The sequence below is a fragment of the Micromonospora sp. CPM1 genome (genome assembly GCF_023896895.1).
Classification (GTDB): Bacteria; Actinomycetota; Actinomycetes; order Mycobacteriales; family Micromonosporaceae; genus Micromonospora; species Micromonospora tulbaghiae.
Genome location: NZ_JAMHIU010000039.1, coordinates 1 through 23,063 on the forward strand (window position 1 = coordinate 1; position 23,063 = coordinate 23,063).

Here is a 23,063-nt window from a genome sequence, read left to right on the forward strand (position 1 = left end):
GCCCCGCCCTCGCCCCCGCTGGGTCGATCATGAAGTTGACGGCGACAAACCGGACACGAACCGCCGCCAACCTCATGATCGACGCACCGATCCGGGGCGGGGCGGCGAGGACGGCGCGTGCCGCACGCCCGATCGCGAGATCTTGGTGCGAAACGGCCCTCGGAGGGGCGCGGCCGTACCAAGATCTCGAAGCCGACCCGGGCCAGCCCTCGTAACTCGGGCGGCGAGTGGGCTCCGGGGACCCACTCCTCCTCTCATCGCAGCGTTGATCAAGGAGTTTGTGTCGGGCGCGAGGCCCCAGACGGACACAAACTCCTTGATCAACGAAGTGGTGGGGTCGGTGTCCGGGTTCGGGGTGGTCGGGGTCACCGGTGGGGTGGAATCGGGGGCGGGCGCGGGGCGTTGTACATGGCAGACCGCGCCGCACCCGCCGACCGCCCGCCCGACGGGCCGGGAATCAGGCCGGGACGCCGGTCGTTACATCCCCGGAGCCGCGAGCAGGCCGACAGCGCCTGCCGATCCGGCCCCACCGCCGGGCAGCGCCCCCGGGAATGACCCCGGACCCCCGGTCGTTACATCCCCGAGCCGCCGGAGCAGGCCGACCCCCTGGCCGCCCGGACGAGCCACCGGCCCGACGCACGTACCGGGCCACCTGATCTTTCTTCGCGGCATCCCCCATCGCCGCGTACCCCCGACAGAGAGGCAACTGATCATGGCTACCACTCTGCTGCGCAAGACCGCTCTGACCGTCGCCGGTATCGCCGCCACCGCTGGTGGCATCGCCGGCCCCGCCATCGCCGCCCAGGCCACCCCGGCCGAGCGCGCCGCCCAGGTCGTCACCAACGACCGCAAGCACGGCGAGCGTGAGCTGGGCGTGCGCTACGAGGCGCAGCCGAACTTCTACTTCTGTGGCCCGGCCGCGGCCCGTAACGCGCTGAGCGTGCAGGGCAAGAACATCGACGTGCACGCCATGGCCGAGGAGATGGGCACCACCGAGGACGGCACCAACTCCATCAACGACATCACCCCGGTGCTGAACAAGGAGACCGGCAAGGACGTCTACAAGTCGACCGAGATCCCGGTGGACAAGGCCGGTGAGAAGGTGGAGAAGCTGCGCGCCGACGTGGTGCGCACGGTGGACGACGGCCGGGCCGTGGTGGCGAACATCGCCGGCACCGCGACCGACACCGACGGCAACACCCACTCGTTCGAGGGTGGCCACTACATCAGCGTGGTCGGCTACCGCGACGGCGGCAAGGTCGTGACGATCGCCGACTCGGCGAACCCGGACCAGGCCTCGTACCGGATGGACGTGGACGCCCTGGCGCACTGGATCGCCAGCCGCGGCTACAGCTCCTGACACATCGGCACAGCGAAGGGCCCGACCCCGAACGGGGTCGGGCCCTTCGGCGTCTCTCAGCCGCCGGAGTCGTCCAGCTCCGCGCCGTCCGGCGGGGTGTCGTCGTCGCGGCTGGCCAGCCAGCCGTCGGGCAGGAAGACCTTGCCCGGGGAGTTGGTGCGGCCACGTGGCTGGCCGAGGTTCTCCACCGGGAACGGTACGGCCGGGTCGAGCTTGCCGAGCAGGTCGTCGAGCTGGGCCAGGCTCTCGATCATGGCCAGCGAGCGGCGCAGCTCGCTGCCGATCGGGAAGCCCTTCAGGTACCAGGCGACGTGCTTGCGGAAGTCGGTGCAGCCGTCCCGCTCGCCCCGGGCCGGGTTGCGCGCGCCGGCCACGAACTGCTCCACCAGCAGCTCGGCGTGCCGGCGCATGGTCACCGCGACCTCGCCGAGGCTGGGCAGCCGCCGCTCGGGGCTCCCGTTGAACGCGGCTTCCAGGTCGGCGAACAGCCACGGCCGGCCCAGGCAGCCGCGCCCGATCACCACGCCGTCGACGCCGGTGTGCGCGACCATCCGCAGCGCGTCGTCGGCCTCCCAGATGTCGCCGTTGCCGAGCACCGGCACGTCGAGCGCCGCCTTGAGCGTGGCGATCGCGTCCCAGTCGGCGGTGCCGGAGTAGCGCTGCGCGGCCGTACGCCCGTGCAGGGCGACCGCCGCGACGCCCGCGTCCTGTGCCGCCAGCCCCGCCTCGACGTACGTCAGGTGGTCGTCGTCGATGCCCTTGCGCATCTTGACCGTGACCGGCACCCCGGCGGGTGACGCGGCATCCACGGCGGCCTTGACCAGCCGGGCGAACAGCCGGCGGCGCCACGGCAGGGCCGAGCCGCCGCCCTTGCGGGTCACCTTGGGCACCGGGCAGCCGAAGTTGAGGTCGATGTGGTCGGCCAGGTCGCGCTCGACCACGATCCGTACGGCGGCGGCGGTGATCTCCGGGTCGGTGCCGTAGAGCTGGAGGCTGCGGGGCTGCTCCTCGGCGCCGAAGGCGATCATGCGCAGCGTCTTCGGGTTCCGCTCGACGAGCGCCCGGGTGGTGATCATCTCGCAGACGTAGATGCCGCCGCCCTGCTCGCGGCAGAGCCGGCGGAAGCCGACGTTGGTGATCCCGGCCATCGGCGCGAGCACCACCGGCGGCCACACCCGGTGCGGGCCGATGGTCAACGCGGGCAGGGTCGGGGCAGTCACCTGACCAGTGTAGGGAGGCGTTCTCGGGTATCGACGCCTACCGGGCGTCCACCCGCTGCGGCGCGGGCTTCGGCGCGGTCCCGGGCTCTCCCGCCGGCATGATCAGCAGCAGCGCGAGGACGCCCAGCCCGCCCGCGACGGCGCCGACGAACTGCACGACGCCGTAGCCGACCCCGGCGGCGAGCAACGTGAGGAAGACCGCCACGGAGATGGCCCCGGCCACGTGGGTGGTCGACTCGAACACCGCCGAGGCCGTTCCCTGGTCGCCCGGCGGCGCGTCACCGACACAGACCCGGGTCAGCCCGACGTAGATCGGACCGGCGCTGAGCCCCCAGGCGACCAGGATCGTCGTCACGAGGATCAGTGGGCCGCCCGCGCTGACCGCCACCAGCGCGAGCGTGACCGCGCACAGGGCCAGCGCCACCGCGACGACCCGCCGCGCGCCGAACCGGCGGATCAGCGCGCCCGCCGGAGCGGCGCTGACCAGCGCGCCGAGCAGCACCGGGGCCAGCACCAGCCCGGCGCCCGCCGGGGACAGGCCGTGGACCTCCTGGAGGTAGAGACTGCCCACGACCACCACCACCGCGTACGCGGCCGAGTGGGCGGCGAAGGCGAGGCAACCGGCGACCAGCGGGCGCGACCGGAGCAGGGCCGGCCGGACCAGCGGATCGGCCACCCGCCGCTCGACGCGCACCAGCAGGAACAGCAGCACTCCGGAGGCGGCGACCGCGCCGAGCGCGACCGGGTCCGGACCCGACTCGGCGATCCGGTTCGCGCCGAAGATCAGCGCGAGCAGCATGCCGGTGGCGAGGACCGCCCCGGCGAGGTCCAGCCGCTGCCGGCCGCCCGGTTCAGGCCGGCTCACCGGCAGCAGCACCCGGGCCGCCACCATCGCCACCAGTCCGACCGGCACGGTGGCCAGGAAGACCCAGCGCCAGCCCAGGTGCGAGGTGATCAGGCCGCCGACGATCGCCCCGGCCAGACCGGCCGTGTTCGCGGCGGCGGCGACCACCGCGAACACCCGGCTGCGCCACGGCTCGTCCGGGAAGAACGTGGCCGCCGACGCCAGTGTCGCCGGGATGGCGAGGGCCGCGCCGACGCCCTGGAGCACCCGGCCGAGCAGCAGCGGGAGCAGCGCGGTCGCCAGCCCGGCCAGGGCCGAGCCGAGAGTGGCCAGCGCGAGGCTGACGACGATCAGCCGGCGTCGCCCCCACAGGTCGCAGAGCCGGCCCCCGAGCAGCAGCAGGCCACCGATGCTCAGCGAGTACAGCGTCACGACCCACTGGAGGCGGTCCGGGCCGAGGCGGAACTCGGCACCGATGCGCGGCAGCGCCGTGGCCACCGCCAGGCTGTCGAACAGCACCAGGAACATGGCGCTGGCCAGGACCAGCGCGGTCGGCCATCGATGCGCCACCACCGCGGGCGCCGGGGTGGCGGACGGTCCGGTGGTCGCCTGCCGCATCTCGCCCCCCTCCGCTGCCGGTGAGGGATCTGCTACCCGGCGCTCCCGCCGGCTAACGACAACGGGCTCGCGGGATTCAGACACGTCGACCTGTCGTCCGGTCCGGGAGACGCGAAGAAGGGCGCCGTCGGCGACGGCGCCCTTCTTCGTTAGACGTCAGCAGCCGGGCAGGCGCTCGATCAGGTAGCGCTCGACCTGGTCCAGGGAGACGCGCTCCTGGGCCATGGTGTCCCGGTTCCGGACCGTGACCGCGTTGTCGTCGAGCGTGTCGAAGTCGACCGTGACGCAGAACGGCGTGCCGATCTCGTCCTGCCGGCGGTAGCGGCGGCCGATCGCCTGCGAGTCGTCGAACTCGACCACCCAGCGCTTGCGCAGGTCGGCGGCGAGCTGCTTGGCCTTCGGCGACAGCGCCTCGTTGCGCGACAGCGGCAGCACCGCAACCTTGACCGGGGCCAGCCGCGGGTCGAAGCGCATGACGGTGCGCTTGTCCACGCCGCCCTTGGTGTTCGGCGCCTCGTCCTCGTCGTACGCCTCCAGCAGGAACGCCAGCACCGCGCGGGTGAGGCCGGCGGCCGGCTCGATCACGTACGGGATCCAGCGCTCGCCCTTGCCCTGGTCGAAGTACGACAGGTCGACGCCGGAGTGCTTGCTGTGCGTGGACAGGTCGAAGTCGGTGCGGTTGGCGATGCCCTCCAGCTCGGCGAAGTCGGTGCCGCCGAACTGGAACCGGTACTCGATGTCGACGGTGCGCTTCGAGTAGTGGGAGAGCTTCTCCTTGGGGTGCTCGTAGAAGCGCAGGTTCTCCTCGGACAGGCCCAGGTCGAGGTACCAGTTCCAGCGCTCGGAGAGCCAGTACTCGTGCCACTGCTCGTCGGTGCCCGGCTCGACGAAGAACTCCATCTCCATCTGCTCGAACTCACGGGTCCGGAAGATGAAGTTGCCCGGGGTGATCTCGTTGCGGAACGACTTGCCGGTCTGCGCGATGCCGAACGGCGGCTTCTTGCGGGCGACCGTCTCCACGTTCTTGTAGTTGACGAAGATGCCCTGGGCGGTCTCCGGGCGCAGGTAGTGCATGCCCTCGTCGCTCTCCACCGGGCCCAGGTAGGTCTTCATCAGGCCGTTGAACATCTTCGGCTCGGTGAAGGTGCCCTTGTTGCCGCAGTTGGGGCAGTTCAGCTCCGTCAGCGAGGTCAGCGGCTTGCCGTGCTTGGCCTCGTACGCCTCTTCCAGGTGGTCGGCCCGGAACCGCTTGTGGCAGGACTGGCACTCGGTCAGCGGGTCGACGAACTCGGCGATGTGGCCGCTGGCCTCCCAGACCTTGCGGGCCAGGATGACCGCCGAGTCGAGGCCGACGACGTCGTCGCGCTGCTGCACCATGGTCCGCCACCACTGCCGGCGGACGTTCTCCTTCAGCTCGACGCCGAGCGGACCGTAGTCCCACGCCGACCGGGTGCCCCCGTAGATCTCGCTGGAGGGAAAGACGAAACCCCGGCGCTTGGCGAGGCTGGTGACGGCGTCGATACGGTCGGCTGGCATGTTTCCTCCTACGCCGGCTGGCGGTCGGCGCGGTTGAGATGGATGGAACCGGGCTGTTCGGGACAACGGTACGACCGTGTCCGTCCCGAGCCCAGCAGAATACCGGGGGCCGGTCAGCTCACCCCGCAGACCTCCACGCCGCCCGTCTGCTGGTCCGCCGCCAGCGTCACGGTCTGCGCCTCCCGCCGGCCGCCGGCCAGCGTGACGTCCACCGGCACGGTGAGCGTGGTGAGGTCGACCTCGCCCACCCGGTAGCCGGAGATCTGCGGCTCGGTGGCCACCCGCCGCTCGAACTCCCGCCGGGGCTCGCGTCGGCGGATGTCGTCGCAGAGCGTGTCGTACGCCTTGGACCACTCCCGCGCCACGAGCGCCTGGTAGTAGTCGTTCGTGACCGCCCGGCCCTGCTCGCCGATCGCCTGGGCGTTGCTCACCGCCAGACCCACCACCGCCGCGCCGCCCCCGCCGCAGCAGATCAGCACGGCGAGCGCGCCCGCGCCGAGGCCGAGCCAGAGCCGGGTCCGCCCGCCCTCGGTGGGCGGGGCGGCGAACGGCGGCGCGGCGCCGGGCCCCTGCGGCGGCGCGGGCACCCCGGGGTCCGCCGGCAGCGCGGGCGGAACGGATGGCGGGGGTGGCGCGGCCGGTCCGGGAGCGGTCATACGCGCCAGGGTAGTGCCCCGGCACTCAGCGATACGGACGTGCGGCACGATCGCTGGCGACGACGACGATCTCCCCCTCGGGGGCGGCGCCGGCGAGCGTCTCGTACGCCGACGGCTCGTCCACCGATCGGGCGAGCAGCGGCACGGCGGTGACCTTGACGTCGAATCCGCCGAGCGCCCGCCGGTACGCACCGACCGACTCCCACTCGGTGACCAGGAGCCAGTGGTCCGGATCGTCGAGCGCCCGCAGCAGTTCACCGCGCAGGTAGCCGGGGCGGGCGGCGAGCGCGGTCAGCGCGGCGTGCGCCGCACGGGTGAACTCGTCCACCGTTTCGGCTTCCACCACGAACCGGTTGGTGACCAGCACGGCGTTCCTCCTCGTAGAGTTTGTGGCATGCAGCGTACGCAGAGTCCCGTGCTGTCCCGGTTGGCACGGCTCAACCCGACGGCGGTGTTCCTGGCCGCGCTGGCCCTGGTGCTTGTCGGCCTCTTCGCGCCCGGCCCGGCGGGCGGCGTCCTGCTGCTCGTGCTGGCCGGCGGGCTGGTCTGGCTGATGTCGGTCACCTGGCCGGTGCAGGCCCCGGCGACCCGGATGCTCCGGCTGGTCATGTTGACCTTGTTGATCGCGGTGGCGCTGGCGAAGCTCATGGTCGGCTGACCTGACGAAGCCGAGCTGACCTGCGCTGACATGCAATCATGCGTTTTTGACAATAGTTTTCGTTGTCGCGGACAGTTGAGCCCATGACCGTTCGTGCACCGCGCCGCATCCTGACCGCCGCAGCCACCGCCCTGCTCGCCACCGCCGGCCTGACCGCCTGCGCGGACGGCACAGGCGGCGCGAGCGAGCCGGGCAGGGTCGACGTGGTGGCCGCGTTCTACCCGCTCCAGTTCCTGGCCGAGCGGATCGGCGGCGACATGGTCGCGGTCAGCAACCTCACCAAGCCGGGCGCCGAGCCGCACGACCTGGAACTCAACCCGCGGCAGGTCGGCCAGGTCGTCGACGCCGACGTGGTCGTCTACCTCAGCGGCTTCCAGCCGGCGGTGGACGAGGCGGTGGAGCAGAACGGCGGCGACCGCGCGTTCGACGTGGCGGGCGTGACGCCGCTGCTGGACGCCGCCGCCGGTGGCCACGACCACGACCACGAGGGCGAGGCCGGGCACGCCGAGGAGGGCGGCGGCAAGGACCCGCACGTCTGGCTCGACCCGACCCGGCTGGCCACCATCGGCGACAAGCTCGCCGAGCGGCTCGGCAAGGCCGACCCGGACCACGCCGCCGACTACACCGCCCGCGCCGGCGCGCTGCGCACCGAGCTGACGAAGCTCGACACCGAGTACGCCGACGGCCTGCGCACCTGCCAGCGCCGGGAGATCGTGACCAGTCACACCGCGTTCGGCTACCTGACCGAGCGCTACCGGCTGGAGCAGATCGGCATCAGCGGGCTCACCCCGGAGTCCGAGCCGTCCCCGAAGCGCCTCGCCGAGGTCGCCGAGGAGGCCCGGGAGCACCAGGCCGGCACGATCTTCTTCGAGACGCTGGTCAGCCCGAAGGTCGCCGAGACCATCGCGCGTGAGGTCGGGGCGAAGACGGCGGTCCTGGACCCGCTGGAGGGCCCGCCCGCCGACGGCGACTACCTCTCCGCGATGCGCACCAACCTGCAGACCCTGCGAACCGCTCTGGACTGTTCATGACCCCACCCGTGATCGAGATCGCGCACGCCACAGTCGGCTACGACGGCCGCCCGGTGCTGCGTGACGTCTCGTTGACAGTGACCGCCTCAGAGGTGGTCGCCGTGCTCGGCGCCAACGGCTCCGGCAAGTCGACGCTCGTGCGCGCCGCGCTCGGCCTGGTGCCGGTCGGCGCCGGGTCGGTCGCCCTGTTCGGCACGCCGCAGCGCCGCTTCCGGCAGTGGCACCGCATCGGGTACGTGCCGCAGCGGCTCGGCGCGGGCAGCGGAGTGCCCGCGACCGTGCGCGAGGTGGTGGCGTCCGGGCGGCTGGCCCGCCGGGGCGTGCTGCGGCCCGCGGGGCGGGCGGACCGGGAGGCGGTGGCGGCGGCGCTGGACGCGGTCGGGCTCGCCGACCGGGCCGGTGACCCGGTGTCCACGCTCTCCGGCGGCCAGCAGCAGCGCACCCTGATCGCCCGCGCGCTCGCCGGTGGGCCGGAGCTGCTGGTGCTCGACGAGCCGACCGCCGGGGTGGACGCGGCCAGCCAGGAGGCGTTCGCCGGGGCGCTGCGCACGTTCCGCGACGGCGGGGGCACCGTGCTGCTCGTCGCGCACGAGCTGGGCCCGCTGCGCCCGCTGATCAGCCGGGCCGTGGTGGTGCACCAGGGCGGGATCGCCCACGACGGCGCGGTGCCCGAACCGGCCGGCCACCACGCCGACCCGGACCACGAGCACGTGCACCCGCACTGCGACGAGGAGCCCGCCCGGCTCTGGACAGGCATCTGAGATGGATCTCTTCCAGTACGACTTCATGCTCCGCGCCCTGGTCGGCGCGCTGATCATCGGGCTGGCCGCCCCGGCGCTCGGCATCTACCTGGTGCAGCGCCGGCTGGCGCTGATCGGCGACGGGCTCGGGCACGTGGCGCTCACCGGCGTCGGCGCGGGACTGCTGCTCAACCGCTCCCCCGTGCTGGTGGCGGTGATCGCCGCGACGCTCGGCGCGGTGGTGATCGAGCTGGTCCGCGCGTACGGGCGCACCTCCGGTGACCTGGCGCTGGCGTTGCTGTTCTACGGCGGCATCGCCGGTGGCGTGATGCTGGTCGGGCTCTCCGACGCCAGCAGCGGGTCGCTCAACGCGTACCTGTTCGGGTCGCTGACCACCACCTCCCGGACCGACCTGATCACCATCGGGGTGCTCGGCGTGGTGCTGCTGGTGACCATGCTGGTGCTGCGTCCGGCGCTGTTCGCGGTGTGCCACGACGAGGAGTACGCCCGGGTGTCCGGCCTGCCGGTACGGGCGCTGAACCTGCTCATCGCGGTCGGCACGGCGGTCACGGTGACCATCGCCATGCGGGCGGTCGGGGTGCTGCTGATCAGCGCGCTGATGGTGGTGCCGGTCGCCACCGCGCAGCAGGTGACCCGGGGCTTCCGGTCGACCATGACGGCGGCCATGGCGCTGGGCCTGTTCGCCGCCGGCGCCGGAGTGTGGGTGGCGGCCACCGCCGACACCGCGCCCGGCGCGTCGGTGGTGCTCGTGGCGATCGGCTCGTTCCTGCTGGTCGCGCTCGCGGCAGCCGGTGTGCGGGCGCTGCGGCGGCGGGTACGGGCCGACCGGGTCACGCCGCCGTCCGAGCCGGCCGAGCACGAGGTGCTGCTGCGGTGAGGCCCTACCCGCCGGCGCAGCTGGGATTGGTTACCGTTACAGGGTGACCGGCACGAACGGGTACGACGCCTTCGAGGGTGCGGGTGACCTGCTGCGCGCGCTCTCGGCCCCGATCCGGCTCGCGATCGTGAGCGAGCTGGCCGAGGGCGAACGCTGCGTGCACGAGCTGGTCGAGAAGCTCGGCGCGCCTCAGCCGCTGGTCTCCCAGCACCTGCGGGTGCTGCGGGGCGCCGGCGTGGTGCGCGGGTCGCGGCGCGGCCGGGAGATCGCGTACGCCCTGGTCGACGACCACGTCGCGCACATCGTGGCGGACGCCGTCAGTCACGCCGGCGAAGGGTCGCACTGAGCGGGAAATCGGCCAGGTGCCGACGCGCCCGTGCCGTGGGACGCTGTCCGGCGTGAAGATCTACGCCGACCGTTTTCCCACCGCCGTCCGCCAGTTCCTCACCGACCTGCTCGTGGTCGTCTGGGTGTACGCCGCGATCCGCTTCGCGCTGTGGCTGCACGACCTGGTCGAGAAGCTCGCCGTACCCGGGCAGAAGCTGGAGGGGGCCGGCGGTGGACTCGCCGACAACCTGGCCGACGCCGGCGGCAAGGTCGGCCGGGTGCCGATCGTCGGCGACGAGCTGACCGCGCCGTTCACCCGCGCCGCCGAGGCCGCCCGCTCGGTCGCCGAGGCGGGCCGCGACCAGCAGGAGCTGGTCGGGCAGCTCGCGCTCGCGCTGACCATCGCGGTGCTGGTGTTCCCGCTCGGCCTGGTGCTGTTCGGCTGGCTGCCGCTGCGCCTGCGCTGGATGCGCCGGGCGGGCGCGGCGAAGGCCCTGGCCGGCGCACCGGCCGGGCGGGACCTGCTGGCGCTGCGCGCGCTGGCCGGTCAGCCGCTGTCGAAGCTGACCCGGATCGCGCCCGACGTCGCCGAGGCGTGGCGGCGCGGCGACGACGCGACAGTCGACGCGCTCGCCGCGCTGGAGCTGCGCGGACTGGGGCTGCGCGGCGGCCGGTAAGGTGTGCCGGTGCTGTACTTCCTGATCGTCGTCGCCGTGCTGCTGCTGGCGTACGCGGGCGTGCTGGTGAGTTTCGTCCGCAAGGGCCGCAAGATCCCGCCGTCGGCGTACCTGGTGCTGGCCGGGCTCAACGGCCTGATCCTGGCCGGCATCCTGGCCTGGGCGATCGCGCGCTGACCGCCGCGACGGCCGTCCGGGCGGGACGGCCGCCGGGGCGCTCCGGTCAGCCGGCGGGCGGGATGCGACGACGGACGTCCTGCTCGGTGGACGGCCCCGGTTCCCAGCGGGCCACCCACGGCAGGTCGGCGGGCGGGGTGACGACACCGTCCTCCACCGAGGCGTACCGCCCGGCGACGATGCGCTTGGCGGCGGCCACGTCGACCGAGTCGGTGTTCGACCACAGGCCGGTGAACAGCTCGTCGACACGCAGCCGCGCGTGCCGGCAGAACAGGTCGGCCAGCTCGACGTTCTCCGGGTGCGCGTCCCGCTCGGCGTAGGCCCGGACGCAGACCGCGCTCATCGCGAACAGCTCGGCGCCGATGTCCACCACCCGGCCGAGGAACGCCTGCTTGCGCTCCATCTTCCCCTGCCACCGGGACATCGCGTAGAACGTCGACCGGGCCAGCTTGCGGGAGGTCCGCTCGACGTGGCGCAGGTGCCCGGCCAGCGGTCCGAACTCCTGGTACGCCCCGGGCGTCTGCCCCTTGCCGACGGCGAGCGTGGGCAGCCATTTCGCGTAGAAGGCGCCGGCCCGTGCGCCCGCCCTGGCCTTGCGGCCCAGCCCGGCGTCGGGGTCGATGATGTCGCCCGCTACGGACAGGTGCGCGTCGACCGCCTCGCGGGCGATCAGCAGGTGCATGATCTCGGTGGAGCCCTCGAAGATCCGGTTGATCCGCAGGTCGCGCAGGAGCTGCTCGACGGCGGCCGGCCGTTCCCCCCGGGCGGCCAGCGAGTCGGCCGTCTCGTAGCCGCGGCCACCGCGGATCTGGATCAGCTCGTCGGCGATCCGCCAGGCCATCTCGCTGGCGTACAGCTTGACCAGTGCCGCCTCGATCCGGATGTCGTTGCGGTCGTCGTCGGCGAGCATGCAGGACAGGTCGAGCATCGACTCCATGCCGTACGTGGTGGCGGCGATGAAGGACAGCTTCTTCGCCACCGCCTCGTGCTCGCCCACCGGGCGGCCCCACTGGACCCGGTCCGCCGCCCATTCCCGGGCCACGTTGAGCGCCCACTTGCCGGCGCCGACGCACATGGCCGGCAGCGAGAGCCGGCCGGTGTTCAACGTGGTCAGCGCGATCTTCAGGCCCTTGCCCTCGCCGCCGATCACGTTCTCCTTCGGCACGAACACGTCGTGGAACCGGGTGAGGCTGTTCTCCAGGCCCCGCAGCCCGACGAAGGAGTTGCGCCGCTCCACGGTGATGCCGTCGCTGTCGCCCTCCACCACGAACGCGGTGATGCCGCCGCGCCGCCCCTCACCGGCCGGCACCCGGGCCATCACCACCAGCAGCGTGGCGAGCGTGCCGTTGGTGGCCCAGAGCTTCACCCCGTTGAGCCGGTAGCCGGTGCCGTCCGCCGTCGGCTCGGCGGTGGTGGCGAGCCGGGCCGGGTCGGAGCCGACGTCCGGCTCGGTGAGCAGGAACGCGGAGACCTCACCGGCGGCGAGCCGGGGCAGGAACCGTTCCTTCTGCTCGGGCGTGCCGAACATCTTCAGCGGCTGCGGCACGCCGATCGACTGGTGCGCGGAGAGCAGCGCGCTGACCGCCGGGTTCACCGAGCCGACGAGCATCAGCGCCCGGCAGTAGTGCAGGTTGCTCAGCCCGAGCCCGCCGTACTTCCGGTCGATCTTCATACCGAACGTGCCGAGCCCGGCCAGGCCGTGGAACACCTCGTCGGGGATGCGCGCGTCCCGCTCGATCGCCTCGCCGTCCACGTCGGACGCCAGGTACGCGCGCAGCGCGCCGAGGAACTCGTCCGCGCGGGCCACCTCGGCCGGGTCGGGGCGGGGCCACGGGTCGATCAGGTCGAGCCGGAACCGGCCGAGGAACAACTCCTTGCCGAAGCTGGGCCGGTCCCAGGCCGACTCGCGGGCCGCCTCGGCGACCTGGCGGGCCTCCTTCTCGGAGACCTGGCCCGCCTCGGTGGGAAGCGGTCCCGCGCCGTCGGGTGACTCGGGCCGGCTGTTCTGTGTCGTGGTCACGGCTGCCTCCTCGCGGTCCGGCTGCGTCGACGCGTGCGACGAAAACGACGCTACCCCCGGGTGTTACCCAGGGGTAGCGCCGCGTGCACGCCCGATTTGGCGAACCGTCAGTCGGTGAGCGACCGAGGGTTGTCGTCCTCGTCGTCGATGTCGTCCTCACCCCAGTTGCGCCGGCTGAACGGCAGGATCGCCCAGAAGATCAGGAACCACAGGCCGGTGAGCGCGCTGAGCAGGAACGCGATCGGCCGGTCCAGCACGAAGTCGGTGACCAGCAGGACCGAGCTGACCATCGCGATCAGCATGAAGAACAGGCCGCCGGTGGCCATCCGGTGGGCGAACCGGACCAGCTCCGGCTTGCGGCCCTGCCGGAACAACGCCCGGTGGAACGCGACCGGAGAGATGATCATCGCGGCGGACGCGGCGGCGGTCAGCAGCGCCAGGATGTAGACGTCGCGCTGGAACTCGGTGGTCCGGCCGAACCCGTTGCTGAACGGCAGCGTCAGCAGGAAGGCGAAGAGGATCTGCACGCCGGTCTGCGCGACCCGCAGCTCCTGCAACAGATCGGCGAAGTTGCGCTGCCAGCGCTGCTTCTCGGATTCCTTGGACACTCGCGGACCTCCCCGGGAGACGGCACGGCCGGCGGGTGAACGCCCACCGGCAGGACCGCCTGTGCCCCGTACGGCTGATCACGAAACCGGTTCAGGATCCCCGGCGGATGCGGCCCGCGTACCGTGCCTCCAGCTCGGCGTTGTGCTCGTCGCCGCCGGTGATGTTCGCGGACAGGTAGACCGGCGGGCGCTGCCCCGCCGCGACCAGCCGGGCCACCACCTCGGCGACGATCTGCTGGGCGAGCAGCGCCGCCGTGATCGAGGAGACCGCGCCGACCGCGCCGCCGCCGGGCAGCGGCAGCGTGGCGTCGCCGTACGGGGCGCCGTTGTCCAGCACCACGTCGGCGAAGTCGGCGAGCTTGCGGCCGGACGGATGCCGCGACGTCATCCGGGCCGAGTGCTGCGCCGACGTGATCGCCACCAGGCCGTGCCCGCGTTCCTTCACGACGGACGCGAACTCGACCATCGCCCCGTTCACGCCCGAGTTCGAGGCCAGCACGAACACGTCCTGCGGCCGGATCGGCGCCAGCTCGTAGAGGCGGTGCGCCACCGCCGGGTCGCGTTCCAGCTTCGGGCCGAGCACGTCGGCCGGGTCGCCGCCGACCAGCACCAGGTCACGCAGCGCGATCCGGTTGGTGGGCACCAGCCCGCCGGCCCGCCCGGCGATCTCCATGGCCAGCGCCTCGGAGTGCCCGGTGCCGAACGCGTGCACCACGCCGTCGGCCTGCAGCGCCGCCGCGATCAGGTCGGCCGCGTCGGCCACGTTCTGTCGCTGCTCGGCCGCGACCCGGCCGATCGTCTCGGTCACCACCGCCAGGTACGCGTCGGCGCTCACCGTCATGCTTCCTCCGTTCCTGCGCACCGGGCGAGGATCGCCTCGGCCAGCGGGCCGGGCGCCTCGTCCGGGATCCAGTGGCTGACCCCGGGCAGCACCACGAACCGGTAGTCACCCGTGACGTGCGCGGCGCACGCCTGCGCGGCCGTCCGGCCGATCGCCACGTCCTTGTCGCTCCAGACGAACGTGGTGGGCACCCCGACCGGGGCGACCGCCTTCATGTCCGTCCCGGTCATCGCGCGGTACCAGTTCAGCGCCGCCGTCAACGCCCCCGGCTCGCGCATCGGCTCGGCGTACCGGGCCACCTCGCCGGCGCCGCCCACCCCGCTCAGCAGCTTGCGCAGCGTGGCGCCGTTCCACGCCAGCAGCACCTTCTCCGCCGTACCGGGCTTGCGGAACAACGCGATGTAGGCGGACTTGACCTTCTGCCGTGGGTCGGTGGCGAGCGCGTGGCCCATGGCGGCCGGGTGCGGCACCGACACCGCGGTCAGCGTCCGGACCCGCTCCGGGTGCGCCGCCGCCAGGCCCCACGCCACGATCGCGCCCCAGTCGTGGCCCACCACGTGCGCGCGGGTCACCCCGAGCGCGTCCAGCACCGCCGCCGCGTCGGCCACCAGCTCCGGAATCCGGTACGCCCCGACGTCCGCCGGACGCGCGCCGGGCGAGTAGCCGCGCTGGTCGAGCGCGTACGTGCGCAGCCCGGCGGCGTGCAGGGCGGGCGTCACCGCGTCCCACTCGCCGGAGTGCTGCGGGAAGCCGTGCAGCAGCAGGACGGGATCACCGCCCTCGGGGCCGCCGGCGCGTACCTCGAACGTCAGTCCCCGCGCATCCACCAGCATGATCGCCACCATACCGACACTCGCCCTGCTGGGCTGGGGGCCGTCGTCGGTGCTAGCGTCTGCGACGAGACAACTTCACATCCGACAGGGGAGCGCACAGCGCTGAGAGTGCGGGCCGGTGCCCGCAGACCCTCGAACCTGATCTGGGTAATGCCAGCGCAGGGAGTTCGGTCGACCTCCAGCCGCGTCGCCGTCCGGTGACCACCGGGCGCGGCGTGCGTCTTCTCCTGGTTCACCTCGACGAACTGGGAGCCAACCATGAACCGTACCGACAGCAACCGCTGGCGTACCGTCGACATCGTCGTCGCCTCGGTCATCGCCGTAGCCTTCGGCGTCGTGTTCCAGCTCTGGAACATCCTCTGGAAGGGCAGCGACGGGCCGTTCGCCTTCTTCGCCCCGCTGCAGTCGGTGATGTACGGCGTCTGGCTCATCCCGGCCGTGCTGAGCGCGCTGATCGTCCGCAAGCCGGGTGCGGCGCTGCTCACCGAGACCGTCGCCTCGACCGTCTCGGTGCTGCTCGGCTCCCCGTACGGCGCGATGGCGATCCTCCAGGGCGCGGTGCAGGGCCTGGGCGTCGAGGCGGTCTTCGCGGCCACCCGGTACCGCCTCTACCGGCCGCTCACGGCGGCGCTCGCCGGCGCGTGCGGCGGCCTCTTCGCCACGCTGTTCGACGCCCTGTACTGGTACCCGGGCACGAGCTGGACGACCTTCCGGCTGCCCTACATCGCCTTCGGTGTGCTCAGTTGCCTGCTGGTGGCCGGCCTGGGCGCGGTGGCCCTCACCCGCGCGCTGGCGAACACCGGCGTCCTGGACCGCTTCCCCGCCGGCCGCGACCGAGCCCTGGTCTGAGGCCTCACCCCCCGCCCGGTGATCAAGGAGTTTGCGTCCGCCGGGCACGGTTCTCCGGACGCGAACTCCTTGATCACGCAGGCTGGGCCGGGAGAGGGGGTGGGTGGGCGGTGAGCGCTGTGGTGCTGCGGGGATTCGGGTGGCGGCACGGAGGGCGCCGGCGCTGGGCTCTGCGTGGAGTGGATCTGCGGGTGGAGAGCGGGGAGCGGGTGCTGCTGCTCGGGCCCTCCGGGGCCGGCAAGAGCACGCTGCTGGCCGCGCTCGCCGGGCTGCTGCCGGAGGACTCCGGCGAGCAGGAGGGCACCGTCGAGATCGACGGGCTGGACCCGCGCAAGGCCCGCGAGCGCGTCGGCATCGTCTTCCAGGATCCGGAGACCCAGCTCGTGATGGCCCGCTCCGGCGACGACGTGGCGTTCGGGCTGGAGAACCGTGGCGTACCCGCCGGCGAGATCTGGCCCCGCGTCGACGAGGCGCTGCACCGGGTCGGCTTCCCGTACGACCGGGACCGCCCGACCGCCGCGCTCAGCGGCGGCGAGCAGCAGCGGCTGGCGCTGGCCGGCACGCTCGCACTGCGGCCGGGGCTGCTCCTGCTCGACGAGCCCACCGCCAACCTCGACCCGGCCGGCGCCGCCCTGATCCGCCGGGCCGTCGCGAACGCGCTCGACCCGGACACCACGATGATCCTGGTCGAGCACCGGGTCACCGAGGCGCTGCCGCTGGTCGACCGCGTCGTGGTGCTGGAACCCGGCGGCGGGGTACGCGCCGACGGGCCACCCGAGACGGTCTTCGCCGCCCACGGCGACGCGCTGGCCGCCGCCGGGGTCTGGGTGCCGGGCCGCACCGTGCCGCACCGGCACGCCACCACGCCGCCCGGCGACGTGCTGCTCACCGCCGACCGGCTCGGCCTCCCACCCCGGCTCGACCCCACCGACCTTCGGGTACGCGCCGGCGAGGCGCTCGCCGTCCTCGGTCCCAACGGGGCCGGCAAGTCCACACTCGCGCTGCTCCTGGGCGGTCTGCTGCGCCCCGGAACGGGCACCGTCACCGCGTCCGCCGAACTGGCCGGGCGGGACGCGCGCACTCCCCCGCACCGCTGGCGGGCACCAGCGCTGGTACGCCGGATCGGGTCGGTTTTCCAGGATCCGGAGCACCAGTTCGTCACCGCCACGGTGCGCGACGAGCTGGCGCTCGGTCCGCGCCGCAGCGGTCAGCCCGAGTCGGCGGTGACCGCCACCGTGGACGGGTTGCTGCACCGGCTGCGCCTGGACAAGCTGGCCGGCGCCAACCCGTACACCCTCTCGGGTGGGGAGGCGCGGCGGCTGAGCGTGGCGACGGCCCTGGCCACCGCGCCCCGCCTGCTGATCTGCGACGAGCCCACGTTCGGCCAGGACCGGCGGACCTGGCTGGAGCTGGTCGACCTGCTCGCCGAGCTGCGCGACGCCGGGCACGGCGTGGTCGCGGTGACCCACGACGAGGACTTCGTGGCCGCGCTGGCCGACCGGACGCTCACCCTGCGCCGGTCACCGCCGGACGGGGAGCACTCCCCCGGCGCGCGGCCCCCGGCCGGTGCCGAGCGCTCGGGCCACGACGGTCCGGCTGCCGGGCGTGCGCCGTGATCGGCCTCGAACCGGTCGCCGCACCCGGCGCTCCGCTGGCCCGGCGCAACCCGGTGGCGAAGCTGGCCGCCGCGCTGGTCTTCACCCTGATCCTGGTGGCGACGCTCGACCCGGTGGCCCCGGCCGTCGCCATCGCCGTCGAGCTCGCGGTGCTGCCGCTGTTCGGTGTCCGCTACCGGGTGCTGGCCCGCCGGGCGTGGCCCCTGCTCGCCGGTGCCGTCGGCATCCTGGTCACGCTGGTGCTCTTCGCGGCCGACCGTTCCGGTCCGGTACTGGTCGAGGCCGGGCCGGTCCTGGTCACCCAGGGCGTGCTGATGACCGCGCTCGGGCTGGTGCTGCGCATGTTCGCGGTGGCGCTGCCCGGCATCGTCGTGTTCGCCACCACCGACCCGACCGACCTGGCCGACGCGCTGATCCAGAACGCGAAGGCGCCCGCCCGGTTCGCCATCGGGGCGCTCGCCGCGTTCCGGATGGTGCCGCTGCTGGAACAGGAGTGGCGGATGATCAGCATGGCCCGCCGGGCCCGCGGCGTGGACGCCGGCCGCAACCCGGTGGCGAAGCTGCGGCTGTTCGCGTCCACCGCGTTCACGCTGCTCGTGGGCGCGATCCGGCGGGGTACGCGGCTGGCCGTGGCGATGGACGCCCGGGGCTTCGACGCGGGTACGCCGCGCTCCGTCGCCCGCCGTCAGCGCTTCACCGGCGCCGACGCCCTGCTCGTCGTAGGCGCCGCGTTGCTGGCAGCCGGCGCCCTGGCCACAAGCATCGCCCTGGGCACCTTCCGCCCCTTGATCGGCTGACCCGCCCCTCCCCCACCCCCGCCCTCGCCCTCGCCCTCGCCCTCGCCCTCGCCCCGTTGATCATGAAGTTGACACCACCGGTTGCCCGTTTTGTCGCCGCCAACCTCATGATCAACCAAGACCGGGTGAGATCTTGGTACGGAAGAGCCCCTGTGGGGGCCGGAACCTTCCAAGATCTTCGGGGACGCTCGGGCAGGCCCCGGATGGGGCCTGCCCGGTGGGCGGGGCTGTCGGTCAGCTGCGGCGGAAGGCGTAGAACCGGGTCTGGCCGGCGCGCTGACTGCGCCCGGTGAACCGGGCCTGCCGCCCTGCCGGTGGGCCCGATCTGGGCGGCGTCGCGGATGCGCCCGGCAGGACCGGGGTCTCCAGAGACTCCGAGGGCGACACCGTCGGCGCAGCCAGGACTGCCGACACCGCATCCGGAGACACAGTGGGCGCCGCCGGCTCGGTGGAGCGCACCACCGCGGACACGGCGGGCGCCACCGGCTCCGCCGGGAGCACCATCGCGGGCGGCACCACGGTGAGCGCGTCGAGCGTCGGCGCGGTCACCTGCGGCGAGGACTGCTTGCGGGACTTCTTCGGATTGCGCTTCGCGGGCATTCGCGGGCCTCCTGTCGTGCGGGCGCGCCGACCGGGACGCGCCGAGCGAGGGCTCCGGTGCGTTCCGATCACGACAGACACCGCGACCGACGGTGGCGGGGAAGGGATGCGGACGCCCGGAGCAGGACGGGTCCACGGCACTGAAGGCGGTGGACCGGGCTCGGAGGTGGGGCGTCACTTACGCATGCCGTAACGCTAACCCGCCGCCGGGCGCCCCGCATCCGAATTACCGCGCGAGACGTACGGCCACCCGCCGGTCACGCCCTGTCGACGTCCCCGCCCGCTCCCCCGACGACCGCGATACGGTCGCAGAACGGCAGCACGGACGAGAGGTGGCGGTACGCATGGCAGAGCAGGCGACGGCGCAGATCGGGGTCACCGGTCTGGCGGTGATGGGCCGCAACCTGGCCCGGAACCTGGCCCGCAACGGCTTCGCCGTGGCGGTGCACAACCGGTCGCCGGAACGTACCCGCAGCCTCGTGGCCGAGCACGGCGACGAGGGCACGTTCGTGCCGTCGGAGTCGCTCGCGGACTTCGTCGGCTCGCTGGAGCGGCCCCGCGCGGTGATCGTGATGGTGAAGGCCGGCGCGCCCACCGACGCGGTGATCGACGAGCTGGTCCCGCTGCTGGAGGAGGGGGACATCGTCGTCGACTGCGGCAACGCGCACTTCGCCGACACCCGCCGCCGGGAGGAGGCGCTGCGCGAGCACGGGCTGCACTTCGTCGGCACCGGCGTGTCCGGCGGCGAGGAGGGCGCGCTGCTCGGGCCGAGCATCATGCCGGGCGGGTCGGCCGAGTCGTACCGCAAGCTGGGACCGATCTTCGAGAAGATCGCCGCGCAGGTGGAGGGTGAGCCCTGCTGCCGGCACATCGGGCCGGACGGCGCGGGCCACTTCGTGAAGATGGTGCACAACGGCATCGAGTACGCCGACATGCAGCTCATCGCCGAGGCGTACGACCTGTTGCGGGCCGGTCTGTCGGCGAGCCCGGCGGAGATCGCGGAGATCTTCCGGGAGTGGAACGGCGGCGAGCTGGGGTCGTTCCTCATCGAGATCACCGCCGACGTGCTCGGCCACACCGACGCGGCGACCGGCCAGGCGTTCGTGGACGTGGTGCTCGACCAGGCCGAGCAGAAGGGCACCGGCCGCTGGACCGTGCAGAGCGCGCTCGACCTCGGCATCCCGATCACCGGCATCGCCGAGGCCACGTTCGCCCGGTCGCTGTCCGGCCACGCCGGCCAGCGGGAGGCCGCCCGCCGCGTGTTCGGCGACGCGGGCGAGAAGTGGCAGGTGGACGACCGGGAGACGTTCGTCGAGGACGTGCGCCGCGCGCTGCTGGCCAGCAAGATCGTCGCGTACGCGCAGGGTTTCGACCACATCCGGGCCGGCAGCCGGGAGTACGACTGGGACATCGACCTGGGCGGTACGGCCACCATCTGGCGGGGCGGCTGCATCATCCGGGCCGGTTTCCTGGACCGGATCCGGGAGGCGTACGACGTGGAGCCGGACCTGTCGACGCTGCTCGTCGCGCCCTGGTTCGCCGAGCGGATCAGCGACGGCGTACCGGCCTGGCGACGGGTGGTGGCCGACGCGGCCCGGGCGGGCGTGCCGGCACCGGCCTTCGGGTCGTCGCTGGCCTACTTCGACGCGCTGCGGGCGCAGCGGCTGCCGGCCGCGCTGATCCAGGGGTTGCGGGACAACTTCGGCGCGCACACGTACCACCGGGTGGACCGGGACGGCTCGTTCCACACGCTCTGGGCGGGCGACCGTTCCGAAGTGGAGGCGTGAGCCGCGCGCTCACCAGGCCCGCTGACCGTCCGGCTCGGGCGCCCATCCGGCGGCCGGCTCGCCTGCCGCCAGTTCGCCGATCTCACCGGAGCGGACGGCCGGGGTGTGCCCGAGGTCGGCGCACCACCGCTGCGCCACGTCGGCGCACAGTGCGGCGACCGCGTCCCGGCGGGCCGGCTCCACCAGGTCGGCGGCGGCCAGGGCAGCAGTCATCTCGTACCGGAGATCGCGCATCCTCCACCCCCGTGGTGGGCGCGAGGCGCGCCCTGCGCCGATCGTAGAGCGGAACGCCCCGCGCCCGGCGGGAAAGCCGGATGCGGGGCGTCACGCTCGGGCCGGATACCGGCCGCAGCCACCAGGGCCGAGCGTCGCGGTCAGAAGAACCGGCGACGCTTGGCCTTCTGCGGCCGGACCAGGTCGGCGCCCTTGGTCAGCAGACGGCTCACCCCGGACGGGCCGCGACGGGCCTCCAGGGTGTGGCTGAGCCGGCGCGCGCCGGCCGCCGCCAGCGGCACGGCGACCGCCATGACCGCCCACTGCGCGATCCGCTTCTGAATCATGTGGTTCACCTCCGCGTTTGTCGTCTACCGGTACCCGTACCCAGCGCGCCGCGTCGGTAAGCGTGACCTCAGGCTCCCGGTGCCACCGGGTTGGGCAGGGCCCCACCGAAGCGGCGGTCGCGCTGGGCGTACAGCTCGCAGGCGTACCAGAGGTGGCGGCGGTCGAAGTCGGGCCAGAGCGTGTCCAGGTAGACCAGCTCGGCGTACGCGGTCTGCCAGAGCAGGAAGTTGGAGATGCGCTGCTCGCCGGAGGGGCGCAGGAACAGGTCGACCTCGGGCACCTCTGGGTGGTAGAGGTAACGCGCCACCGTCTTCTCGTTCACCTTGGCCGGGTCGAGCCTGCCGGCCGCCACGTCGCGGGCGATCCCGGCGGCGGCGTCGGCGATCTCCGCCTGGCCGCCGTAGTTGACGCAGAACTGCAGCGTCAGCGTCGAGTTGTCGCGCGACATCTCCTCGGCGGTCTGCAGCTCGGAGATGACGCTCTTCCACAGCCGGCCCGCGCGGCCCGACCAGACCACGCGTACGCCCAGGTCGACGAGCTGGTCCCGGCGGCGGCGGATGACGTCGCGGTTGAAGCCCATCAGGAAGCGGACCTCGTCCGGCGAGCGCCGCCAGTTCTCGGTGGAGAACGCGTACGCGGACAGGTAGGGGATGCCCATCTCGATCGCGCCCTCGACGGCGTCGAACAGGCTGTGCTCGCCCTGCTCGTGGCCCTTGGTGCGGGGCAGGCCGCGCTCCTTGGCCCAGCGGCCGTTGCCGTCCATCACGATGGCGACGTGCCGGGGCACCGCGGCGGGCGGCAGCGCCGGCGGTCGGGCGCCGGAGGGGTGCGGGGTCGGCGGCACCGGCTCGCGGCGGGTCGCCCTCGTCGATCGGATCACTCGGTCATCTCCCTGTTCACACCGGCGACGGGCCCGGCGCCGGAGCGCGGCGGGACCACATCCGGTCCCGCGCCGCCGGGCGGCGGGACCGCGCCGGACGCCGGGGCACCCCGGTCGACCAGCGGCAGCGAGCGTAGCGCGCGCTCCAGATGCCACTGGAGGTGCGCCGCGACCAGCCCGCTGCACTCCCGGCGTACGCCGGTTTCGGCCGAGTCGGCGTACCCCCAGTCGCCGGAGGTCAGCGCGGACATCAGCTCCAGCGTGGCCGGCGCGGGGTGGGCGGCGCCGGGGGGCCGGCAGTCCGGGCAGACCGCGCCGCCGGCCGGTACGGAGAACGCGCGGTGCCGGCCCGGCTCGCCGCAGACCGCGCAGGCGACGAGCGCCGGCGCCCAGCCGGCGAAGGCCATGCCGCGCAGCAGGTACGCGTCGAGCACCAGCGTGGTGGCGTGCTCGCCGCGGGCCAGCGACTTCATCGCGCCGAGGGTGAGCTGGAACAGCCGCAGCGACGGCTCGCGCTCGACCGGGGTGAGCCGCTCGGCGGTCTCGGCGATCGCGCTGGCCGCCGTGTAGCGGGGGTAGTCGCCGAGGAACCGCTTGCCGTACAGCTCGATCGCCTCGACCTGGCTGACGGTGTGCAGCGAGCTGCCCTGGTTGCCCTTGGGATCACCGGCGAGCTGGAGGTCGACGTGCCCGAACGGCTCCAGCCGCGCGCCGAACCGGCTCGTGGTGCGCCGCACGCCGCGGGCCACCGCGCGCAACCGGCCGTGCCGGCGGGTGAACAGCGTGATGATGCGGTCGGACTCGCCCAGCTTCTGCACACGCAGCACCACCGCGTCGTCGCGGTAGAGCTGTCGGCGGTACCCGGCCATCAGGCCATTCTCCCTCCGGGTGCGATCTCAGGGTCGGCTCGGGGTGCACGGTCGGGCGAT

At 73.3% G+C, this 23,063-nt stretch carries 26 protein-coding genes and 1 riboswitch; of the genes, 12 read left to right on the forward strand and 14 right to left on the reverse strand.

Translation table 11 applies throughout. From position 1 onward, the window contains the following. The first annotated feature begins 712 nt into the window (after positions 1 to 712). A complete protein-coding gene (locus tag M8C11_RS28550) occupies positions 713 to 1,360 on the forward strand; it encodes a C39 family peptidase (protein WP_091421647.1) in 648 nt (215 codons plus the stop codon). Between the two features lie 56 nt (positions 1,361 to 1,416). On the opposite strand, the gene dusB is transcribed toward M8C11_RS28550, so the two are convergent. The 5 genes from dusB to M8C11_RS28575 form a co-directional block, all read right to left on the reverse strand. Further along, a complete protein-coding gene (gene dusB / locus M8C11_RS28555) occupies positions 1,417 to 2,580 on the reverse strand; it encodes a tRNA dihydrouridine synthase DusB (RefSeq protein ID WP_308212791.1) in 1,164 nt (387 codons plus the stop codon). Between the two features lie 37 nt (positions 2,581 to 2,617). Then, complete coding sequence (locus M8C11_RS28560; RefSeq protein ID WP_252454470.1) at positions 2,618 to 4,042, reverse strand: MFS transporter; 1,425 nt, start codon at positions 4,040 to 4,042, stop codon at positions 2,618 to 2,620. Between the two features lie 156 nt (positions 4,043 to 4,198). Next, positions 4,199 to 5,578, reverse strand: a complete 1,380-nt coding sequence (locus M8C11_RS28565; protein ID WP_120568531.1) for a glycine--tRNA ligase — start codon at positions 5,576 to 5,578, stop codon at positions 4,199 to 4,201. A 113-nt stretch (positions 5,579 to 5,691) separates the two neighbouring features. Next, complete coding sequence (locus M8C11_RS28570) at positions 5,692 to 6,165, reverse strand: hypothetical protein (RefSeq protein WP_121685354.1); 474 nt, start codon at positions 6,163 to 6,165, stop codon at positions 5,692 to 5,694. Between the two features lie 94 nt (positions 6,166 to 6,259). Continuing rightward, positions 6,260 to 6,601, reverse strand: coding sequence for an antibiotic biosynthesis monooxygenase (locus M8C11_RS28575; RefSeq protein ID WP_120568529.1), 342 nt, complete (start codon positions 6,599 to 6,601; stop codon positions 6,260 to 6,262). A gap of 27 nt (positions 6,602 to 6,628) precedes the next feature. On the opposite strand from M8C11_RS28575, the gene M8C11_RS28580 reads away from it, so the two are divergent. The 7 genes from M8C11_RS28580 (at position 6,629) to M8C11_RS28610 (ending at position 10,742) form a co-directional block, all read left to right on the forward strand. Further along, positions 6,629 to 6,892: a DUF6703 family protein gene (locus M8C11_RS28580; protein WP_120568528.1), complete on the forward strand. Its 264-nt coding sequence runs from the start codon at positions 6,629 to 6,631 to the stop codon at positions 6,890 to 6,892. Between the two features lie 83 nt (positions 6,893 to 6,975). Next, on the forward strand, positions 6,976 to 7,923 hold the full coding sequence (locus tag M8C11_RS28585) for a metal ABC transporter substrate-binding protein (protein ID WP_252454472.1): 948 nt from the start codon (positions 6,976 to 6,978) through the stop codon (positions 7,921 to 7,923). Beyond that, positions 7,920 to 8,684, forward strand: a complete 765-nt coding sequence (locus M8C11_RS28590; protein ID WP_252454474.1) for a metal ABC transporter ATP-binding protein — start codon at positions 7,920 to 7,922, stop codon at positions 8,682 to 8,684. Before M8C11_RS28585 ends, M8C11_RS28590 begins: the two co-directional genes overlap by 4 nt. 1 nt (position 8,685) lies before the next feature. Then, positions 8,686 to 9,561, forward strand: coding sequence for a metal ABC transporter permease (locus tag M8C11_RS28595; RefSeq protein ID WP_252454476.1), 876 nt, complete (start codon positions 8,686 to 8,688; stop codon positions 9,559 to 9,561). 43 nt (positions 9,562 to 9,604) lie between these two features. Next, the gene (locus M8C11_RS28600; RefSeq protein ID WP_013287947.1) at positions 9,605 to 9,907 is read left to right on the forward strand and encodes a metalloregulator ArsR/SmtB family transcription factor; all 303 of its coding nucleotides are present in this window, start codon (positions 9,605 to 9,607) and stop codon (positions 9,905 to 9,907) included. Positions 9,908 to 9,959: 52 nt separating this feature from the next. Continuing rightward, on the forward strand, positions 9,960 to 10,565 hold the full coding sequence (locus tag M8C11_RS28605) for a hypothetical protein (protein WP_252454478.1): 606 nt from the start codon (positions 9,960 to 9,962) through the stop codon (positions 10,563 to 10,565). 9 nt (positions 10,566 to 10,574) lie between these two features. Beyond that, on the forward strand, positions 10,575 to 10,742 hold the full coding sequence (locus M8C11_RS28610; protein WP_162959003.1) for a hypothetical protein: 168 nt from the start codon (positions 10,575 to 10,577) through the stop codon (positions 10,740 to 10,742). 46 nt (positions 10,743 to 10,788) lie between these two features. Here the strand turns inward: M8C11_RS28610 and M8C11_RS28615 are convergent, their stop codons facing one another. From M8C11_RS28615 to M8C11_RS28630, 4 genes are all read right to left on the reverse strand, one after another. Continuing rightward, the gene (locus M8C11_RS28615; protein WP_252454480.1) at positions 10,789 to 12,762 is read right to left on the reverse strand and encodes an acyl-CoA dehydrogenase family protein; all 1,974 of its coding nucleotides are present in this window, start codon (positions 12,760 to 12,762) and stop codon (positions 10,789 to 10,791) included. A gap of 107 nt (positions 12,763 to 12,869) precedes the next feature. Next, the gene (locus M8C11_RS28620) at positions 12,870 to 13,370 is read right to left on the reverse strand and encodes a DUF6328 family protein (RefSeq protein WP_252454482.1); all 501 of its coding nucleotides are present in this window, start codon (positions 13,368 to 13,370) and stop codon (positions 12,870 to 12,872) included. Between the two features lie 91 nt (positions 13,371 to 13,461). Beyond that, positions 13,462 to 14,211, reverse strand: a complete 750-nt coding sequence (locus M8C11_RS28625) for a sugar isomerase domain-containing protein (RefSeq protein ID WP_252454484.1) — start codon at positions 14,209 to 14,211, stop codon at positions 13,462 to 13,464. Then, complete coding sequence (locus M8C11_RS28630; protein ID WP_252454486.1) at positions 14,208 to 15,044, reverse strand: alpha/beta fold hydrolase; 837 nt, start codon at positions 15,042 to 15,044, stop codon at positions 14,208 to 14,210. Before M8C11_RS28630 ends, M8C11_RS28625 begins: the two co-directional genes overlap by 4 nt. Before the next feature lie 76 nt (positions 15,045 to 15,120). After that, positions 15,121 to 15,227, forward strand: a riboswitch (TPP riboswitch). A gap of 75 nt (positions 15,228 to 15,302) precedes the next feature. Between M8C11_RS28630 and M8C11_RS28635 the strand changes: the two genes are divergently transcribed. From M8C11_RS28635 to M8C11_RS28645, 3 genes are all read left to right on the forward strand, one after another. After that, entirely contained in the window at positions 15,303 to 15,893 is a 591-nt protein-coding gene (locus M8C11_RS28635) for an ECF transporter S component (protein WP_091421696.1), read from the forward strand. A gap of 110 nt (positions 15,894 to 16,003) precedes the next feature. Continuing rightward, on the forward strand, positions 16,004 to 17,509 hold the full coding sequence (locus M8C11_RS28640; RefSeq protein WP_252454488.1) for an ABC transporter ATP-binding protein: 1,506 nt from the start codon (positions 16,004 to 16,006) through the stop codon (positions 17,507 to 17,509). Then, positions 17,506 to 18,306, forward strand: coding sequence for an energy-coupling factor transporter transmembrane protein EcfT (locus M8C11_RS28645; RefSeq protein ID WP_252454490.1), 801 nt, complete (start codon positions 17,506 to 17,508; stop codon positions 18,304 to 18,306). Before M8C11_RS28640 ends, M8C11_RS28645 begins: the two co-directional genes overlap by 4 nt. A gap of 234 nt (positions 18,307 to 18,540) precedes the next feature. On the opposite strand, the gene M8C11_RS28650 is transcribed toward M8C11_RS28645, so the two are convergent. Next, positions 18,541 to 18,906 carry a hypothetical protein gene (locus M8C11_RS28650; RefSeq protein WP_252454492.1) on the reverse strand — a complete coding sequence of 122 codons (366 nt, stop codon included), beginning with the start codon at positions 18,904 to 18,906 and terminating at the stop codon, positions 18,541 to 18,543. Between the two features lie 344 nt (positions 18,907 to 19,250). Here M8C11_RS28650 and gndA point away from each other — a divergent pair, with 344 nt between their 5' ends. Then, a complete protein-coding gene (gene gndA / locus M8C11_RS28655) occupies positions 19,251 to 20,693 on the forward strand; it encodes an NADP-dependent phosphogluconate dehydrogenase (protein WP_252454494.1) in 1,443 nt (480 codons plus the stop codon). A gap of 9 nt (positions 20,694 to 20,702) precedes the next feature. On the opposite strand, the gene M8C11_RS28660 is transcribed toward gndA, so the two are convergent. The 4 genes from M8C11_RS28660 to recO all read right to left on the reverse strand — a co-directional run bounded on the left by M8C11_RS28660 (position 20,703) and on the right by recO (position 23,003). Beyond that, complete coding sequence (locus tag M8C11_RS28660; RefSeq protein ID WP_252454496.1) at positions 20,703 to 20,927, reverse strand: thioredoxin reductase; 225 nt, start codon at positions 20,925 to 20,927, stop codon at positions 20,703 to 20,705. 140 nt (positions 20,928 to 21,067) lie between these two features. After that, entirely contained in the window at positions 21,068 to 21,253 is a 186-nt protein-coding gene (locus M8C11_RS28665) for a hypothetical protein (RefSeq protein ID WP_073831832.1), read from the reverse strand. A 68-nt stretch (positions 21,254 to 21,321) separates the two neighbouring features. Beyond that, positions 21,322 to 22,098 (reverse strand): isoprenyl transferase, encoded by a 777-nt coding sequence (locus M8C11_RS28670; protein ID WP_175438756.1) that lies wholly within the window; start codon positions 22,096 to 22,098, stop codon positions 21,322 to 21,324. Positions 22,099 to 22,130: 32 nt separating this feature from the next. Continuing rightward, the gene (gene recO, locus M8C11_RS28675) at positions 22,131 to 23,003 is read right to left on the reverse strand and encodes a DNA repair protein RecO (RefSeq protein WP_252454498.1); all 873 of its coding nucleotides are present in this window, start codon (positions 23,001 to 23,003) and stop codon (positions 22,131 to 22,133) included. Between the last annotated feature and the right edge of the window lie 60 nt (positions 23,004 to 23,063).